11 protein-coding genes are annotated in these 17,731 nt (G+C 60.5%); 2 read left to right on the top strand and 9 right to left on the bottom strand.

All coding sequences use genetic code 11. The features are described 5' to 3' along the window. Positions 1-46: 46 nt before the first annotated feature. Together ACP7BX_RS25485 and ACP7BX_RS25480 are read right to left on the bottom strand one after the other, a co-directional pair. Positions 47-2,488, bottom strand: a complete 2,442-nt coding sequence (locus ACP7BX_RS25485) for a TonB-dependent siderophore receptor (protein ID WP_426127916.1) — start codon at positions 2,486-2,488, stop codon at positions 47-49. 99 nt (positions 2,489-2,587) lie between these two features. Then, entirely contained in the window at positions 2,588-4,240 is a 1,653-nt protein-coding gene (locus ACP7BX_RS25480; RefSeq protein WP_426127918.1) for a cyclic peptide export ABC transporter, read from the bottom strand. A gap of 200 nt (positions 4,241-4,440) precedes the next feature. On the opposite strand from ACP7BX_RS25480, the gene ACP7BX_RS25475 reads away from it, so the two are divergent. After that, positions 4,441-5,271, top strand: coding sequence for a N(5)-hydroxyornithine transformylase PvdF (locus ACP7BX_RS25475; RefSeq protein WP_426127920.1), 831 nt, complete (start codon positions 4,441-4,443; stop codon positions 5,269-5,271). A 58-nt stretch (positions 5,272-5,329) separates the two neighbouring features. Here the strand turns inward: ACP7BX_RS25475 and ACP7BX_RS25470 are convergent, their stop codons facing one another. Genes ACP7BX_RS25470 through pvdM form a run of 3 tightly spaced genes read right to left on the bottom strand, consistent with a single transcriptional unit; the run spans position 5,330 to position 8,867 of the window. Beyond that, positions 5,330-6,190 carry a formylglycine-generating enzyme family protein gene (locus ACP7BX_RS25470; protein WP_178953150.1) on the bottom strand — a complete coding sequence of 287 codons (861 nt, stop codon included), beginning with the start codon at positions 6,188-6,190 and terminating at the stop codon, positions 5,330-5,332. A gap of 34 nt (positions 6,191-6,224) precedes the next feature. Next, positions 6,225-7,499, bottom strand: a complete 1,275-nt coding sequence (locus tag ACP7BX_RS25465; RefSeq protein ID WP_426127922.1) for an aminotransferase class V-fold PLP-dependent enzyme — start codon at positions 7,497-7,499, stop codon at positions 6,225-6,227. Positions 7,500-7,517: 18 nt separating this feature from the next. Beyond that, on the bottom strand, positions 7,518-8,867 hold the full coding sequence (gene pvdM, locus ACP7BX_RS25460) for a pyoverdine-tailoring dipeptidase-like protein PvdM (protein ID WP_426127924.1): 1,350 nt from the start codon (positions 8,865-8,867) through the stop codon (positions 7,518-7,520). A gap of 142 nt (positions 8,868-9,009) precedes the next feature. Between pvdM and ACP7BX_RS25455 the strand changes: the two genes are divergently transcribed. Further along, a complete protein-coding gene (locus ACP7BX_RS25455) occupies positions 9,010-10,635 on the top strand; it encodes a PvdJ/PvdD/PvdP-like protein (RefSeq protein ID WP_426127926.1) in 1,626 nt (541 codons plus the stop codon). On the opposite strand, the gene ACP7BX_RS25450 is transcribed toward ACP7BX_RS25455, so the two are convergent. The 4 genes from ACP7BX_RS25450 to ACP7BX_RS25435 are packed head-to-tail and all read right to left on the bottom strand — an operon-like array spanning position 10,616 to position 17,604. Next, positions 10,616-11,662, bottom strand: a complete 1,047-nt coding sequence (locus ACP7BX_RS25450) for an SEL1-like repeat protein (RefSeq protein ID WP_426127928.1) — start codon at positions 11,660-11,662, stop codon at positions 10,616-10,618. The two genes, ACP7BX_RS25455 and ACP7BX_RS25450, sit on opposite strands and share 20 nt — an antisense overlap. A gap of 31 nt (positions 11,663-11,693) precedes the next feature. After that, positions 11,694-12,983: an SEL1-like repeat protein gene (locus ACP7BX_RS25445; protein ID WP_426127930.1), complete on the bottom strand. Its 1,290-nt coding sequence runs from the start codon at positions 12,981-12,983 to the stop codon at positions 11,694-11,696. Further along, entirely contained in the window at positions 12,983-14,890 is a 1,908-nt protein-coding gene (locus ACP7BX_RS25440; protein WP_426127932.1) for a phospholipase, read from the bottom strand. The genes ACP7BX_RS25445 and ACP7BX_RS25440 overlap by 1 nt, the downstream gene beginning before the upstream one ends. Further along, on the bottom strand, positions 14,887-17,604 hold the full coding sequence (locus ACP7BX_RS25435) for a type VI secretion system Vgr family protein (RefSeq protein ID WP_426127934.1): 2,718 nt from the start codon (positions 17,602-17,604) through the stop codon (positions 14,887-14,889). The genes ACP7BX_RS25440 and ACP7BX_RS25435 overlap by 4 nt, the downstream gene beginning before the upstream one ends. Positions 17,605-17,731 lie beyond the last annotated feature (127 nt).

Raw genomic sequence — 17,731 nt, 5'->3', positions numbered from 1 at the left:
GGGCCTGCGCAGGGTGTCGGGGGTAGCTGGGGTTCAGCCTGTCAGGTCAGAAATCCCAGCGCGTCGAAAACATTACGTTGCGTGGGTCGCCGGAGTAGGACGAGGTGTAGAAGCCGATGTTGGTGTAGTAGCGCTTGTCGAACACGTTATTGACGTTGACCGAGGCCGACAGGTTTTTGGTGATCTGGTAGCGCGCCATCGCGTCAACCAGCCAGTACGGGTCTTGGGAGAAACGCTGGGTCACGCTTTTGCCACGGTTGTAGACATCCTGCCAAGCCTCGCCCTGCCAGCGGGCGCCGCCACCGATGGTCAGCTTGTCGAGGGCGCCGGTCAGCTTGTAGCTGGTGTAGAAGTTCAGCTGGTCCTGAGGTTCCCAGGTCGAGAACTTCTTGCCGTCGTCGTCGCGGATCACCTTGTGGGTATAACCCGCCTGCACTTGCCAGCCCGGCAGCAGTTCACCGGACATCTCGGCTTCCCAGCCCTTGGTCGTGGCCTGGACGCCCATGTAGGCCCACTCGACAGGCGAGTTGGCCGGCATATTGTTGTTGTACTCGGTGTCTTCCTCGGCACGATTGGACTCATGAATCTCGAAATAGGCGAGGCTGGTGTTCAAGCGACCGTCGTAGAATTCGCCCTTCAAGCCGATCTCGTAGTTCTCGCCCTCGTCTGGCTCGACCATCTTGTTATTGCGGTCCGGCCGCAGCTGTTGCGGCATGAAGATCGAGGTGTAGCTGCCGTAGACCGAGAAGTTTTCGTTGAGGTCGTACACCACGCCCGCGTACGGGATGAGTTTGCCGGTTTCACGCGAGTCGTTGGTACCGGTCAAGCGGTAGTCGGTCAGGCGCGAGCCCAGCAACAGCGAAAGGTCGTCGGTGAGGCTCAAGCGTGTCGAGAAGTAGACGGCCGCCTGGCGGGTGATGTCATCTTTCTCGTGGGCCGGGCCCCATTGCGGTTCAAGGCTGTTACCGTTCCATTCATAGAGCGGGAAGTTGTTGCTATCCCGATAGGTCGCTTCATAGCCGTAGTAGTCGTTGCCTTCCCAGTGCGAGCGCGAAACCGAGGAGCCGACGACCAATTGATGCTCACGTCCCCCCAGGCTGAACGGCCCGGAAAGATAGAAGTCCCCGTTGTTGCTGATGGTCTTGCCGGTGAATTTGGAGCCATAGACCGACGCTCTGTCGGTCGTCCCCGAGATCGGCGACGCGTAACCCAGTGGCGCGTTATACCCATTGAGCTGGTTGCTGTAGTTGGCCTTGGCGATCCAGCCGTTATCCAGGGCGTGTTCCAGGGTGGCGAACACGCTGCGGGTGTATTGTCCCCAACTGCTCCATTTCGGCCCGTTGTTGTAGCCACGGTCGAACTTGATTTCGTTACCTACGCCATCGAACAGCGAGCGGCTGCCGGACCAGCTGGAACCTTTAGGGTCACTGTCCTGGTAATCGGCACCGACCGTCAGCAGGGTGTCCGGCGACAGGTCGAATTCGAGGATGCCGTAGTAGACATTGGTCTTGCGCTCATAGTGGTCGATGAACGAATGTTTGTCCTGGTACGCTACTACGGCGCGCCCGCGTACGTTTCCGCTGTCGGTCAGCGGGCCGCTGACGTCCAGCTCCGAACGGTAGTTGTCCCATGAGCCTGCGCCCAGACCCACGTGGCCCTGGAATTCGGCGGTGGGTTTTTTACGCACCAGGTTGATGGTGCCGCCAGGGCCGCCCGCGCCGGTCATCAGGCCGGTGGTGCCCTTGAGGATTTCGACGCGGTCGTAGATCGCCATGTCGCTGAGGGTCTGGCCAGCCGAGTAACCTTCGTTGCGCGTGGTGGGTACACCGTCGTACTGGAAGTTCTGGATCGGGAAGCCGCGAGAGTAGTAGTTGGTGCGTTCGCTGTCGAAGGTCGAGACGGTGATGCCGGGTGTGTGGCGCATCACGTCATCAATACCGTTCAGGCCGAAGTCATCCATGGTCTGGCGGGTCACGACGGAAATCGACTGCGGCGTCTCGCGCGGCGTCAGCACCATCTTGGTCGCGGTGGCGATGGTGCCCGGCGTGTAGGAACCGGAGCCTTCGGTAATGGTGCCCAGTTGGTTGGCGTTGATCTGGGTGGCACCCAGTTCCACGGCGCCGGTCCCGGAGCCGGGAGCATTGATGATCATCGAGCTGCCTTGCAGGCTGTAACTCACGCCGGTCCCCCCCAGGAGGCGCTCGATGGCTTGCACCGGGTCCAGCTTGCCGCTGACGGCGCTGCTGTGCTTGTCCTTGACGGTATCCGGGCTGTACAGGATCTGCAGGTTGGTTTGTTGACCGAATACCTGCAGCGCCGTATTCAAGGGTTGCGCCGGGATGTTCAATTCGAACTCTTGCGCCTGAACGTAGCCCGCCACCGGCAGGCTGACCGCAAGGGCCAGGGCGCTTGGGAGGACGTTTAATTTCAAGGCCCGCCGCATGGAAACTGCGGTGCTCAATGGGCTGAGGGCAAGCCGTACTGGCATGGAATGTTTCTCTTTTTAAGTGTAGGCAGATGGGTACTTAATGCGGTTAATTCTCATTGCTGCATATGAGACGTTCGCACCCGCATAAACCGGAAAAATTTATGCAGGCTCCAGTTCTGCAACGACTTTCCCTGCGCTCAGGCGCACCAACTGGTCGGCAATATCGAAATAGCGGTCGTCGTGGCTGATCACGATGATGGTCTTGCCCAGGCGCTTGAGGTCCGGCAGCAACTCGGTGTAGAAAACGCGGCGGAAGGCCGGGTCCTGGTCGGCCGCCCATTCGTCGAACACCAACACCGGGCGTTCTTCCAGCCAGGCATTCACGAGTGCCAGGCGCTTGCGCTGGCCGGTGGACAGGTCGGTAGTGCTGAATACGCCGTCCTTGACGCTGACCTTGTGCGCGATCTCCAGGCGCTCCAGGTACTTGGCGGCACTGTCCAGGGACTGGGTGGCGCTGCCCTGTACCAAGTCATCGAACAGGTAGTAGTCGGCGAATACCGTGGTGAACAACTGGCGATAGTCATCGCGCGCGGGGTCGGTCACGGTTTCGCCGTTGAGGCGGATTTCCCCGGCCTGGGGTTGATACAGGCCCAGCAGCAGTTTGATCAGGGTGGTCTTGCCGCAGCCGTTTTCGCCCACGATGAACACGATATCGCCCTGCTTGATGCTCAGGTTGATCGGCCCCAGGTGGAACGGCTGGCTGCCTTCCACCGGTGGCGGGCTGTAGCTCACGCCGCGCAATTCCAGGCTGTTGACCACCGGCGTGGGGGCTTCGCTGCCATCCATCAGCAGATGGGGTTCAGGCGACGAGAAGCGCTCGGACAGTTCGGTAATGCGCGCAAAGGCAATCCGCGCCTTGCCAATGATCGGCAAGTAGCCCACCACATGCTCCAGCGGGCCTTTCATGTACAGCAGCACCAGCACGAAGCCGGTGATCACCGCCGGGTCCGGGTTGGGGTTGTAGGCCTGCATCGCCAGGGCCAGGCCGATGACCACGAAGAACAGCATCGAGCCGAAGGTCTTGGCGACGATGTAGATGTTCACCGAGCGCACCTGGATGTCGCTGATCCGATCAGCGGTTTCCTGGATGCGGTGGGTGTTCATGCGGTAGCGGCGAGGCCGGTGGATGCGCAGCTCCTTGGCGCCCGAGGCAATCGCCGAATAATAGCGTTGCAGCTCGTCTTCCTGGTCGCGGGCCTCATCGAAGCCGCGAATGCCCTTGGCGCCGGCGATGAATTGCACGCTGCTGCCGATGATAATGGCGACCACCATCATCAGGAACATCGGCACCGACAGGTACGCCAGGTAGCCCAGGCAGCCCAGAGTCACGGTCGTTGCGATGGCCAACGGCGTGAACGCGAAGGAAAAGTCACTGATGGTGTCAACGTCATGGGTCAGCACCGGAATCAGGCGGTGGGAGCGGTACTGCTCAATCTGCTCGATGGGCGCCGACAGCACTTTTTCACCGAGGTCCTTGCGCAGTGCCGCGATAATCCGCTGGCCGACATAGTTGGTGCCGATATCCGAGACAATCGAACTGGTCAGTGCCAGCAGGCACAGCGCCGCAAACGTCAGGATCACCCCCTGCGTCATTCCGGTGGAGGAGTGCAGGGCATTGTTGATGGTCGCCAGCAGCAACGTGATGGCCAGGCCGCCGGCCATGCCCAGGGCGACGGAGACCGTCACGATGGTGCGAAAGGGCCTGAGCAATGCGAGCAAACCGCTGAAGGCGCCGCGCTTGGGGTCGGTCATAAATACTTCCCGGAAAGTGAAAAAGAGGGGGCTGGGCACACAGACCCTTACCCATGACAAACGAAGGATTGGCGCGACTATTTAGCTCGGTGTGCCCGATGGTGAAGGGGGTGGATAAATTGCACGGCGGCTGGTTCGTTCTTGTGGTGTAGGCGCACGCGTATTGGCGCGTGCCTGATCTATCCAGCGAGAGCGAAACAATGACGAAAAAGAATCTGGTGTACGTGTGGTCCCTGCGCAATGCCGCGGCCGACAAGGCCGGGCAGCCGGTGGCGTACAAAGACCATGAGCGCTACATGATGTCGGTGCTGGAATCCCTGGCGGGCGCACTGAACGACACGCCGCTGGGCGAGGCCTACAACCTGGTGGGCGTGGTGTATGACGACGACGAGCAGAACCCACGGGATCAGCAATTGGTGGCCGACTACGGCTTCGCCTACCATCCGGGTCGCCAGTGGCTGTATCCGGCCGACCTGCGCGTGCAGGGGCGCCTGGTCAATGACTTGCTGCTGAGCGTGCCGTCGACCTATCGACGCCTGCCACGGGGCAGTGCGGAACACATCGCCGGCAAGCAGGACTTCGAGCGCCGCCTGCACGACACGCTGGTGGAATTGAAGGCCGATATCGTGGTGCTGGACGGTTTGCTGGTGATCCTGGATGAGCTGGTGCGCCCCGGTGCGCCATTTGCCCGGCGTATCATGAACATCCATCCGGGTATTACCCGTATTGAATCGCCGTACGAGCGTCGTGGTGCCTATGCCACCTGGAATGCCTTGTACGGTGCGCGCGGTTTGACGATCACGGATTGGGCGACCAAGGCCACCACGCCATCGGAGCCGCTGTACCTCACTGGTGCGTCTTTCCACTACGTGGACAACGGCATCGATTCGGGTGAAGTGTTCCACGACGTGCTCAAGACCGAGATCACGCCGCAAGACACCATCCTTGAGTTGCGCTGGAACAACTTCAACAACAGCCTGTTCCCGGCGTTGCATGAAGGCTTGGCGTTGCTGGCCCAAAAAGGAATCTAACGCGGGCACGGTTAAAAATGTGGGAGCGGGCTTGCTCCCACATTAAATCTCCTGTGTGTTACAGGTCGCGCACTACCCGAAACCCAATCCAATCCCCGCGTGTCTGCGGGTAGATGTTGTTACGGTTGCCCGAGCGCGAAAACACCGGCGCTTCACCCCAGTCATTACCCCGAATCATGTAACCCTCGCAGTTAGGCTCCATCCACGCGCTGCCGTCGGTAGGCGCGCCGATGTAGTTGGGATGCTCGCAGTCGGCCACTCGTTCGTAGACGTTGCCATGCATGTCGTACATGCCAAACGCATTCGGCGGGTAGCTGCCGACCGGTGACGAATAGCTGTAGCCATCGGCGGGCCCGTACGTGTTGGCATGCTTGGCGATGCTGTAGTCCTTGCCTTCATCGAACGGGAAGGGGAACGGCCCGGTAGAGCCTGCGCGTGCAGCGTATTCGCGCTGGGACTCGCTGACCATGTGGTACTGCTGGCCGGTCTTTTTCGACAGCCAGGCCACATAGCTCTTGATGTCATCCATGTCCATGCACACCGCCGGCTGGCGCGGGCCTTGGGGATAACGTGGCTTGCTGGCGATACATTCGCGGCCGGGGCGGGTGTCGCCATCGGCGATCTTCACGCCGGTCTGGCGCACGTAGCTGTCCCATTCGCCAGCGGTGATATGAAAACGGCTCATGGCAAACGGCTTGGCGAAGGTCACTTCATGCATCGGGCCTTCATCCGGCTCGCGGCCGACTTCATCCTCGGGCGTGCCCATGGTGAAGGTACCGGCGGGCAGCACCACCATTTCCGGACAGTCCTTGCAATCCTTGAACACCTTGCCGGGTTGCGGCGCGGCGGCCTGGGCCAGGTTGGGCAGCAAGGCAGCGCACAGGGCGGTGAGCGCCAGGGCTGTGAGGGGTTTGTTCATGTGGGCCTCTCATTCAAAGGGGAAAGGGTGTGCGTCACACGCGTTGTTTCAGCAAGGTCATGAAGCGCTGGATCTCGTCGGAAGCGTTGAGCAGGCCGGGGGAGGTGCGGATGACGGGGCCGACATCGCGGTCCACCGCGTCGATCACCACGCGGTTTTTCATCATGTAGGCCGCCACGGCATCACTGTCCTGGCCCTTGACGCGGAAGAAGGTGAAGCCGGCCGACAGTTCAGGGCTGCTCGGGGTGACCAGTTCGATCTTCGGCTCTGTCAGCAATTGCTCTTTCAGTTCGGTATTGAGTGCGTGAATCCGCGCCTGCACCTGCGCCTTGCCCAATTGCAGGTGCAGCTTGAAGGCCTCGTCCGCCGCCCAGCGATGCTCGAAGGCGTGGTAGCCGCCCGGGGTCATGATGGTGGCGAAGTCCTTGTCTTCGGAGAAGGTCGGCACCATCGGTGTCACGTACTTGTTTTGCGGGTCGCGGGCGCAGACCAAGCCGGTGCCGCGTGGGCCGAACATCCATTTGTGGGTGCCGGCGATGAAAAAATCGCAGTGCATGTCCGGGAAATCGAGGTTTTCCACGCCGAAACCGTGCACGCCGTCCACTACGTAGAGGATGCGGTCCTGCTCGTCACGGTTGCGGTTATGTTCTTCCACCAGCTTGCCGATCTCGCCGATGGGCAGCTTCACGCCGCTGCCGGACTGCACCCAGGTCATGCCGAGTACACGGGTGTTGGGGCGGATATTGCGCTGGATGTTGCCCAGTACTTCGTCGGCGGACACCCGGTGGGCGTTGTCGAACAGGCGAATCTTGCGGACCTGGGTCTGCTCCTTGCGCACCCGGAAATCCAGGCTGAACTCAGTGGCGTAGTGTTCGTGGACGGTGGTGAGGATCTCCTGGTCAGGTCGCACCTTGATCCCGCCATAAATCATCGCCAAACCTTCGGAAGTACTGCCGGTCAGGGCGATCTGCGGTGGTGTAGCCTTCAGGTAGCGGCCAGCCCACTCGCGCACCTGGCCTTCGCGTTTCCAGGTTTCCTGCAGGTCCCAGTCCATGGCCAGCCCTGGGTTGCGATCGATCTGCGAGCGGTAGCGTTCGATGGCCTCGCGCACCGGCTTGGGGTGCGAAGCCACCAGGAAGTTGGAAAAATGCAGGTAAGCCGGGTCCTGGTTGAACAGTTGCTTGAGCCATGTCCATGGGTCATCTGTTGGTGCATTGGCGGCGATGGCCTGCGGGAGCAGGGCGGCGCCCAGTGGCAGGCTGGCGGCAAATACCCCGGCCTGCTTGAGAAAGGTACGGCGGTCGGTCATGGACTGGCTTCTGGATGATTAACGGTTGGCCAAGGGCTTGGCGGATTTTTGGACCTGGTCCCACACGCGCAGGAAGTTGCCTCCCCACAGCTTGGCGATATCGGCTTCGGAGTAGCCGCGCTGGATCAGTTCGGCCGTGACGTTGCGTATTTCACCGACGTTGTTCCAGCCCTGGACGCCGCCGCCGTCGTTGAAGTCCGACGACAGGCCGACATGGTCGATGCCGATCTTGCGCACGGTGTAGTCGATGGCATCGCCCAGGTCCTTGAGGGTGGCCTTTGGTTCCTCGTCGAGGATGCCGTACAGCGCGCCGGCGTATTCGCCAAACTTGTGTTCGGGCCAGGCGGCAATGATCGCGTCGCCCGGCATCAGCGCCACGGCCAGGTTGGGCAGGGGTGGCAGGTCGAAGCGGGCGCGAAGGGCGTTGAGCTTGTCCTGGGTCGGCTGGCTCAGCGGACGCAGGTAGGCGGAGAAGCCGACGATCTGCACCACGCCGCCGCTTTGCTTGATCAGTTGCAGCTCTTTGTCGCTCAGGTTGCGCGGGATATCCACGGAGGCGCGTGGCGCCGAGTGGGACGCCACCATCGGCGTGCGGCTCAATTGCGCCACTTGCTCCAGGGCCTTGGTCGACATTTGCGACACGTCGATGATCACCCCCAGGTCATTGAGGCGGTGTACCGCTTGCTTGCCGATGTCCGACAGGCCCTCAAGGGCGTCAGTGGAGTCATTGAAAAACGGCAGCGGCCGCGACGAGTCCGACCAGGCATTGTTGCCCACGTAGCTGAAGCCGAACATGCGCATGCCGCGCGCCGCCCACAGGTCCAGCTGGTTCAAGTCGTTGCCCAGCGGGTAGGCGTTGAGCATGCTGATGAAGATCGCAAACTTGCCCTCGCCATGCAGGCGCCGGAAGTCATCCGGGGTGTAGGCGATGGCGACCTGGTTGGGGAAATCGCGCACCATGCCGCTGATGATCTTGTAGCGCACTTCCTGCTCGTTGCGCGCGGCCTCGACAAAACCGTCGGTGGGTTTGTGCGGGGCGTTGGGGCCGTTCCAGATTTCCGGCCAGCCGAAGATGGTCAACGCTGCACCGGACAGGCGCCCGCGTGCCGCCTTGACCAGGTCGAACTGGCCTTCACCGTCCTTGTCCGCCTCGTTGCCGGCGGTGCCGAAGTTCACAGGCACGGTGATGTGGCTGTCGAACGACAGCAGCCGGTCCTGCATTTCATTGGCCTGCTTGATCACCTCCAGCGGGTAGCCAGCATTGCCTTTGAACCAGTGATCCCAGACCAGGAAACCGGCCCCGGCACCGATGGCCAGTGCCAGTGGCAAGCCGATGTACAGCGCCTTTTTCGAACGTGGTTTTGTCATTGCCATCTCAGTCAGTTGAGGCCTTCGCTATCAGGGAAGAACGAGTGATCGGCGGCAAAATTTAGGCGGCGAGGGCGCCTCGGTAAATTTCCCCGGCGGGCAAACGTTCTAGCTCTGATAAAGCCGTTTCCTAAGGTAGACAATGACCATCTCTCGACGTGGGTTCATCGCAGGCCTGGCGCTGACAGGCGCTGCCGTGCCTGCCGCTTTCTATGCCCATCGCGAGTTGACGCGCGAAGAAGAATTGCCCATCACCCCCGGCGAAGCCACGGTGGACCTGGCCGACACCGCCGGCCAGCACTTGGCGAACACCCTGCGTGGGGTGTGGGACCTGCGCCTGGAAGGCCGCGATGCCGGCCTCAACGGGCTGCCACTGCAAGATTTGCAACTGCTGCTCGACATCGCGCCCCGTGGACGCGGTTTGCGCGGTTACCTGGACACCTCCGCCCACCTGCACGCCGAGGGCGAGCCACGCTACCGGGTGTTGGGTGACCTGCTGACGGGGGAGAGCGCCGTGCTCTACTGGCGGCTGATCGACCGCGATTCGGCCGACGGTACGCCCGCCTATGAATTCAAGATGACCCTCGACCAGGTCTGGGCTGATTTTGCCAACGCCGGCAGCAGCACCCTCAGCGGGCAGATTCTCGACCTGGACCGCCCCCTGGCATTGGTCGAGCGCGATAATCGCTTCATCGCCCATAAACAATGGTTCCCAGAAGCCCGCCAACGCATCGGCCTCAATCCGACCTTGCTGGCCTGGCTGATTGCTCCCGAACACCGGCTGTTCCACCAGCTGTGGCACGCCACCCGTGACCAGTGGCACAAACTCTCCGAGGAAAAGCGCGAGGCCTTGCGCGGTATCGGCTGGCAACCCGGCCCGCGCGGCCAGGAACGCGATGCGCGGGGCAAGCGCAAAGACCGCAACGGTTCGGGTATCGACTTCTTCTTTATGCACCGGCACATGCTCGGCACGGCGCGCTCCATGCAGGATCTGCCCTCGTGGCCGCAATTCCCCGAGCCGCAACCGGCCCTGGAGCGTGATCGCCACGGCTTTTTGCGCTACTTCGACAACCACGACGGTTTCGCACTGCCGCCCACCTGGTGGGCACCGGATGACGGCGACTACACCCAGTGGGTCAGCGATATCAAGGCCGCCGAGACTTATCACAGCAACTTCCAGGTGTGGGAATCCCAATACCGCGACCCGCGCTACCTGGCCAAATTCACCCTGGGCCAGCTGGGCTCCGAAATGGAGCTGGGTTTGCACGACTGGCTGCACATGCGCTGGGCCTCGGTGCCGCGCGACCCCTCCAACGGCGCCCCCGTGCCCATGGCCCGTGATCCTTCCGACTTCGCTGCACGCTGGTATGCGGCGGAAAACGACTTTCTCGGCGACCCGTTCTCATCCCACGTCAACCCGGTGTTCTGGCATTTCCACGGCTGGATCGACGACCGTATCGAAGACTGGTTCCGCGCCCATGAACGCTTCAATCCGGGTGAAGTCCAGCGCCTGCAAGTCAACGGCGTGGCCTGGTTCGCGCCGGGCCGTTGGGTGGAAGTCGGCGACCCCTGGCTGGGCCCGGATACCCATGGCTGCAGCACCACGCCGGGGTTGCAGGTGGGCAAGTCGATGGAGATGGACCCGGAGGTCATGAAGCTGGCCCTGCGCATTACTTTTGGTGAAGACGAGGGAATGTTGCAGGGCTTGTTCAAGCGGGTGCCGAAGCGGCCGTGGTATGCGCGGCACCTCAAGGTAAAGGCTGTGTAATTGAACGAGATTTTCCGGTTGCCGGGTCCAGGCCCATGGCGTTGGCCAGTTGGTTGATCAAGGCTTCGGTGGGCTTTTCAGGCGGGATATTGGCCAGTCGGGCTTCCAGCCATTGAAGCTTGCCGTCCCAGGCGGGGAGTTTGGCGGGGGGCAGGGGGAGGATGTCGTTGATTTCGGGAACTTTGGGGTCGGCGTAGGAGTAGTTTGCGAGGATTCGCCAGATTTTTTCATAGCGTTCGGCGCGTTCTAGGTCTTCCCGTTGACCAAGGTAGTAAAGCGTATCGGATGGTGGAGGACCACGAAATGCCTCTTCCAGACGACCGGCAGCACTCTCATTTCCCGCAGCTACTCCTAATTGGAATACCTCGAGAGCAGCTTGGTACTCGCCCTCGATTTTATAGTCAATACCCAAAGAATTTGCCGCTGATCCGTTACCCTGTTCAGCAGCACAGCGATACATTTGGAGTGCAACTTTCGGTGCGATATCGATAGGCTCAATCTTTTCCCCAATTAAGTACTGGGCTAGAGCGCTACCTTTATCAGCAGCCTTGCGAAAATAACGCAGAGCCATTTCCGTGTCCTGTTTTAGCCCGGCTGAGCCGTTCTTCAGGAAAACTCCGATTAAGTAGTAGCCGCTCGCTACTCCTGCATCGATCAAGTTCTGACTAAGGCGCAGATGCTCATCGCCCCGAAGCTTGAAGTGTCCGCGCATGGTGCCATTTTGCAGATTGATATTGGCCTTGTAATGTCCGTTCTCGGCAGCAATCCGGTACAGCCGCTCAATCTCGGCGTAGACAGCCTCATCCTGTTTGAGCAGATTGTTCTTCTGTAACCAGCGGGCGTACTGGAACAGCTCATCAGTTCCGGTAGGCGGCTCAGGGATTTGCTCGTACACGCAGGTAAATGCCAGCCTGGCATTGACCTCGGCCAACGGGGCGACGGAAGTGTGCTGAGTAAGGCGATTAAGAGATGTGCCGTTATCACAGGCAACCAGCAACAGGCTGGTCAGTAACAAGAGAAGACGCATCAGTGGAGGCCCTCACGATTCTTGGCTAGCTTCATCCAAGCAGTCCCCAATTCACTGCCTTGTGCAGTCGCGTGTACTTATCGGATAGCGGCCAAAAACGCGGGCGATAAAAACCTACAAGTCCCGTGGGCATGACCTCGCCCAGCTTGAAGTACCGGGGCGCAGTGTTCTCCAGCAAGTCATAGAACCCACCGCCGTTGGACCACAGGATCTTCCAGTAGCCGCTTTGCGGGCAGGTTTTGCCGCTGAAGCACGTTGGCCCAAGGAAGTTGGTTTCGCTGAACGCCGGCGACCCTGGCATGGGTTTGCCGGTCGCGGGGTCGAGGCCCATGGCGTTGGCCAGTTGGTTGATCAAGGCTTCGCTGGGCTTTTCAGGCGGGATATTGGCCAGGCGGGCTTCCAGCCATTTAAGCTTGCCGTCCCAGGCGGGGAGTTTGGCGGGGGGCAGGGGGAGGATGTCGCTGATTTCGGGGACTTTGGGGTCGGCGTAAGAGTAGTTTGCGAGGATTCGCCAGATTTTTTTATAGCGTTCGGCGCGTTCGAGGTCGTCCTGCTGGCCGAGGTAGTACAGCTTATCGGTGGGAGGAGGGCCGCGAAACGTCTTGCTCAACCAACTAGCAGAGATGCTATCACCCGCAGCCACTCCTAATTGGAACGCCTCAAGTGCCTCTTGGTATTGCATCTTATTTTTAAGATTGACCCCCAGGTCTGAGGCAGCATCTCCGTGTCCCTGTTCAGCTGCGCAGCGCCGCATCTGCCGGGCAATGTCCGGTGCAACGTCGCTCGGTGCTAGTTTTTCAGCAACAGAATACTGAGCTTGAGCACTGCCCTGATCAGCCGATCTACGGAAGTAACGCAGCGCCGTTTCTGAGTCCTGCTTCAGACCAGCCGAGCCATTTTTCAGGAATATGCCGATTAAGTAGTAACCGCTCGCCACACCTGCATCGATCAGGTTCTGACTAAGGCGCAGATGCTCATCGCCCCGAAGTTTGAAGTGTCCGCGCATGGTGCCATTTTGCAGGTTGATATTGGCCTTGTGGTGACCATTCTCGGCAGCAATCCGGTACAGCCGCTCAATCTCGGCGTAGACAGCCTCATCCTGTTTGAGCAGATTGTTCTTCTGCAGCCAGCGGGCGTACTGGAACAGCTCATCAGTTTCGGCAGACGGCGCAGGGATTTGCTCGTGTACACAGGTAAAGGCCAGCTTTGCTTTGATTTCAGTCAGCGGGTTCATGGAAATAACCTGAGTTGGTTGAGGAGGGGCTATGCCGGTATCGCAAGCAGCCAGCAATATGCTTGTCAGCAACATGAAGCGACGCATCAGTCGAGGTCCTTAAAGGTCTTCTCACCGTAATAAAAACCGACAATTGGAGCCACGGGAGGCGACCCGCTCTTGTCGTTCTGACAATCTTTGTTTTCCTTGATTATTTCCGACCAAGCATCAAACGCCTCCCCCGCATCATCCTGCGCCCCCCTCCCACCCGTATGCAGCCCCCACAACCGCCGCCTCAACCCCCGCGTCACACTCATCCACTCATGGGCAATATTCAGTTCACTGTCCACCTGCATGCTGCGTGTGTTGATATTTGCCGAGCCATGGGTGGTCAGCACGTCGTTGACGATCATCAGCTTGGAGTGGATGTACACCGGCATCCAGGGTTTGCCGGGCGGCGAATCGGGTGCTACCAACGAGCACACGTGCACTTTCAGGCCCGGGTGTGATTGGGGCACGACGGTGCTGGTCTTGATCGCCCTGATCTGATCGTTGAGTACCCCTTGGCGAAACGCATTGTTTGTTGTGGTTTCCCGCTGGGCCTCTTGGGCTTTATCGCTCACATTGCCGCCGCCTATGGCGTCGACCAGGCGAGTGAGCGTGAGCAATGCCTGTTGTTCCAGCAGGTCAGCCACGTCAGGTGTGTGGGCGGCCGCGGCGGTTTTGGCTTGTTCTATGCGCTGCAGCTTGGTGATTGCAGGAATCGTGTCGCCGCGCCCGAGGCTTTCGAGCATGCGATAGGTATTCAGTGAACCGGGGCCTACCCCGTCTGGGCTGGCATTGGTGATTACAAACAGATGCAGGTTGCCGTGCAGGCCCGGATCGCGCCCTGCGCGCGTTTGATCGGCGGCCGCCTTTTTGATCGCCTCCGCCAGCGGCGGCCAGCGAAAATATTGGTTCTCGATATAGATGAACTGGGTCGCGTTGTTCACCGCATTCAGGTAGAGCTTTTCAATGTCGCGCGTACCCTCCTGCGCCTGGGTCCGTAGGATCTGCGCCAGTTGGCGAGTGGCGCCGGGGGTGCATTGCAGGGTGGGCCCAACCTGCTTGGCCTGGCGCGAGGTCAGCAAGTCTTCACCCGTTTCCTTATGCCAGGCGGTCGCGAAGTTATGGTGCAAGTGCTCCAGAATCGGCCCGCTGACTTGGCTGGAAATATCCTGGCGCGGCGTGTCTCCCCGTGGGCCGCGATTGGGCGCGGGTTTGCTGCCTTCAGCGCGGTACAACGCCGAGTGCTGGTCAGTGTCCCAATACTCATCGAGCATGTTGTGGCCCATGACAAAACCGACAGCGCCGTCGGGCCGTTCGTAATCGACCAGGACCGTTTTCTGATGGTGTGTCGCGGCCACCGCCAACACGGCCAAGGTGGCCACGCTGAGCTGTGGGTCAAGGCTTTGGTATTTGGCCTGGTGGATGATCTCGGCCCGCTCATGGAGGCTGAAGCCACGGCTGACAAACACCGGCACATTGCGCACGGCACGCATCGCCGGCGCCAGATGATCAGCAAAGGCACAGCGGGAAAACCATTGCCGGTCGTAGGCATACTGGTCGTCCGTGGACGGTTGCAACGCTCGGTTCTCGATACGGTACGGGCCTTTACCGGGCAGGTTGGCTTCACCCGCTGCGCCAGCACTGTTGAACGGCGACTCCCAGCCCAGTATCCGCACCTCGACACCTTCCTTGGCTTTCGCCATCAGCAGTTCGCCGATGCTTGGGCTTTTGCCGTCGCGGATGAAATACATCGACGGCTGGAAACCCCAGCAGATGATGTCGACGGTTCGGGTGGCCTGGGCGATTGCCCGATGCACCGCCTCGAAGGTTTCCTCACCATTGATCAGCGGCGTGTAGGTCGCCAGCGCAGGCGGGTATTCGGTGTACTGCACGTACCACGGCGGAATGCATGTCACTTGCTGGCTGTGTTTCAGGGCCACGGGCACGACGATGTCGGGGTGAGTCATGGGGATTTTCCTGGCAGGTCACTGACGGCGCTGATCAGGGCGGCATACAGGTCGCGATGATCGGCATGCGAGGCGGGTTGACTCACCTGAGTCTGGTTTTGCGAGCGATGGTTGTGTAAGCCGCCATTGGCCAGTTCGGCTTGTTCGGCATTGCGGTACTCGCTGGGCACCGGGATCTGGAAGCTGAGCCCATTGGCCATCACCATGCGGTACTGACGGGTCACCACCTGATGATCAATGGACCATTGTCCGGTGTCATCCAGCACGCCTTGCTTGAGCACTGCACCATCGGCGTAGAGCGTGTACGGCATGCCCGCCCAGCTGTGGTCGGACGCATTGGGAATTTGCTGCAGGCTAAACCGCAACGGTTGCCTGGCCAGGCTCTGAGGATATTCCGGGTGCGTGGCCGTCATGCTGGCAGGGCCCAGGAACTCGTAGGACGCCGACTTGACGTAGTGGTCCCCCACGGTGCCTGACTCGATACTGCTCTGATCCAAAGTGATGTAGCTGCCACCGGCGTTAAGGGTGATTTTCTTCTTGGCGGTGATATGGATTTCATCTTCGGTACTGGAGATGTTCAACCCGTGACGCGCAATCAGTTCCAGCGTGTCGTTCTGCGCCTGGATGCTCACGGCTCCGTGATTGGCGATCAGCTTGATCCCCAGCTTGCGCACAAACAGGCTCAGCCCTTGCCCGACGCCGATGAACAGGCGCTTGACCACGCTCACATCGGCTTCGGCCCCGGCGTTGATCATCAGGTTGCCCTGCGCGGCCAATTGCAGGTGCTGGCCGCTGGTCACGGCGATGCCTTCAGGTGCACTGAGCAGCACAACCTGGGCCTTGAGTTCATTGACCTGCTCACGCAACAGCATCACTTGCGCCTGTACATCAGCGGGGTCGGCATTGCTGGCCACGGCGTCATTGGAAATCGCTTCCAACTGGCTGGCTGCCTGTTGCAACCGACCCACTGCGGCACTCATTTCAAGCATCTGCCCCTGGGCTTTGGGCTGGACATCCGCACTGATGAACAGGCCGCTGCCCGCACGAATGGCCGCGTGCCCATCCGTGCGCAATTCGGCGCCCTGGCCTCGGGGTTGGCGCTGTTCATCGACCAGATGTCCCAGGTTGAGCTGGCTCTTGCCGCTATGCTCGGTACTGAGCTTGATATGCTCCTGCCCCCGCGTGTCGTCCATGCGCAATTTGTTATTGGCCGGTGTGCGCAGCACGTTGCGTTTGTAGTTGCGCAGGGTGACGTGATCGACGTGTTCACTGTCATGCAGGGCATGGGCGATGTAGGGCCGATCCGGGTCGCCTTGTTCGAAGGCAACGGCCACCTCCGTGCCGGGAATGAGCGGCAGATGCAGGCCGTGAGTGTCACCCGCATAAGGCCTGGCCAGTCTTAGCCAGACGCTTTCTTCGCCGGCTCTCCTGTTGTCCCGATCAAACAGAAAGCTGACCTTGTAACGGCCTTCGAGATCGATATGGCCGTGGGGATCATTCGCCTGTGGGCTGGTGACACGTGCCGGGACAGTGCCGGCGATCTGTGGTTTTTCCTCCAGCTTGGGACGAAAGCACAGGGTTTCTGAATAAGGCATGGCCTCAAAGGTGGTTTCGAGGCTCTGGTCGCGGGCGGCCGTCAGGGTCACGCCAGTGATCACTGCACCGGGATTGAAGGCGTGCGGTGCGCCGCCAGAGATCTTGAGTACTTCGCCCGGTGCCAGGGTGGCGCTGCTGCTGGTGCCGCTGAGTCGGGTCTGATCGTTAAGGTAACGTTCATGACGCAGGCGTGCGTAAAAGTAGCCGCTTTCACTTTGCAGGTCTTCGTCCTGATGCAGTCCATCACCCAGAACCCTGTAGGGTTCGGCGTAGTGGTACGCCTCTCCATAGGTAGTGGTCGCGCCACGGGTCTGGTCAATCTCACCCTCCAGGTGGGCGGTGGCAGCGCGGGGGTGATAGGCGCGAACGTACACTTGCCCCTCGACCACCCTGTGCCGCGATTGCAGTTGCCACACCGCGTCCTGCCCCGTGCTGCTCAGGCCGGAGGGCGGATGGCAAGGCAACTCGACGTCGAAGCGGTAGTGACGTTGATCGTCGCAGAACTCGAGCACATCGATGCCCAGTCGCTCATCGCCGATACAGCGATACCAGATACCGACTTCGGCCAGCAGGCGAGCGATGAAGGCCAAGTCGCTCTCGCCGTATTGCATGACCTGCTCGCGCCTGGGGTAATCGCGGACCAGCCGGAACAGGAAGTCCTGGCCTTCAAAACCGTGGCGACTGCGCAGCACGCTTTCGACGATGTCCGGCACCGATTGATGTTGGTAAAGACGGAACTGCCGGCCACGACCCAGCAGGGCCAGGCGCGGCTGCAAGGTGATCTCGTAGGTGGCCTGGTCGCTGGAACCGGATAGACGCGTGAAGCCGGTGACCACGCCATACACAGTACGCAGCGGTTTGACCGGCGCTGGGGGCAGGCCCAGCAGGGGGCGCTGTTGCGGCGCGGCATGCAGGCTGAAACGAGCGTCCTGGCCGAGCAGGCTGTCGGCGTCCAGGTCACGGCCAGTGCTGGTGAATTTAACGTGATAGGAAAAGGGCTGGCTAAGGCGCTCATCACCCTGAAAGCTCAGTACGTCGAGCGGCGCCTCAACATTGCGTACCCACAAGGTATGCCGAGCGTGGTCGAAAAAGAGCGACGCAGGTACGCGGGTGTCCATTCAATTGCTCCTGGGTACGAGAGCCCAGAGAGTAAAGATTCATGATCCCCGAATAATGTCGGAAAATTCGCCTTCACAAGACAGGCACTTCCTGATCGTGCCTTGAACTCAACCATACGCCGATAGG

Origin of the sequence: Pseudomonas sp. DWP3-1-3b3 (assembly GCF_049896305.1) — a bacterium.
Taxonomy (GTDB): Bacteria; Pseudomonadota; Gammaproteobacteria; order Pseudomonadales; family Pseudomonadaceae; genus Aquipseudomonas; species Aquipseudomonas azotoformans_A.
Note: the sequence above shows the minus strand (reverse complement) of the source record. Positions and strands in the feature narration are given on the sequence as shown.

Excerpts from the sequence above, each read along its gene's own strand:
- ACP7BX_RS25445 (WP_426127930.1), bottom strand. The coding sequence starts at position 12,983 with ATGCGTCGCTTCATGTTGCTGACAAGCATATTGCTGGCTGCTTGCGAT.
- ACP7BX_RS25465 (WP_426127922.1), bottom strand. The coding sequence starts at position 7,499 with ATGACCGACCGCCGTACCTTTCTCAAGCAGGCCGGGGTATTTGCCGCC.
- ACP7BX_RS25480 (WP_426127918.1), bottom strand. The coding sequence starts at position 4,240 with ATGACCGACCCCAAGCGCGGCGCCTTCAGCGGTTTGCTCGCATTGCTC.
- pvdM (WP_426127924.1), bottom strand. The coding sequence starts at position 8,867 with ATGACAAAACCACGTTCGAAAAAGGCGCTGTACATCGGCTTGCCACTG.
- ACP7BX_RS25435 (WP_426127934.1), bottom strand. The coding sequence starts at position 17,604 with ATGGACACCCGCGTACCTGCGTCGCTCTTTTTCGACCACGCTCGGCAT.
- ACP7BX_RS25475 (WP_426127920.1), top strand. The coding sequence starts at position 4,441 with ATGACGAAAAAGAATCTGGTGTACGTGTGGTCCCTGCGCAATGCCGCG.
- ACP7BX_RS25485 (WP_426127916.1), bottom strand. The coding sequence starts at position 2,488 with ATGCCAGTACGGCTTGCCCTCAGCCCATTGAGCACCGCAGTTTCCATG.
- ACP7BX_RS25470 (WP_178953150.1), bottom strand. The coding sequence starts at position 6,190 with ATGAACAAACCCCTCACAGCCCTGGCGCTCACCGCCCTGTGCGCTGCC.
- ACP7BX_RS25455 (WP_426127926.1), top strand. The coding sequence starts at position 9,010 with ATGACCATCTCTCGACGTGGGTTCATCGCAGGCCTGGCGCTGACAGGC.
- ACP7BX_RS25450 (WP_426127928.1), bottom strand. The coding sequence starts at position 11,662 with ATGCGTCTTCTCTTGTTACTGACCAGCCTGTTGCTGGTTGCCTGTGAT.
- ACP7BX_RS25440 (WP_426127932.1), bottom strand. The coding sequence starts at position 14,890 with ATGACTCACCCCGACATCGTCGTGCCCGTGGCCCTGAAACACAGCCAG.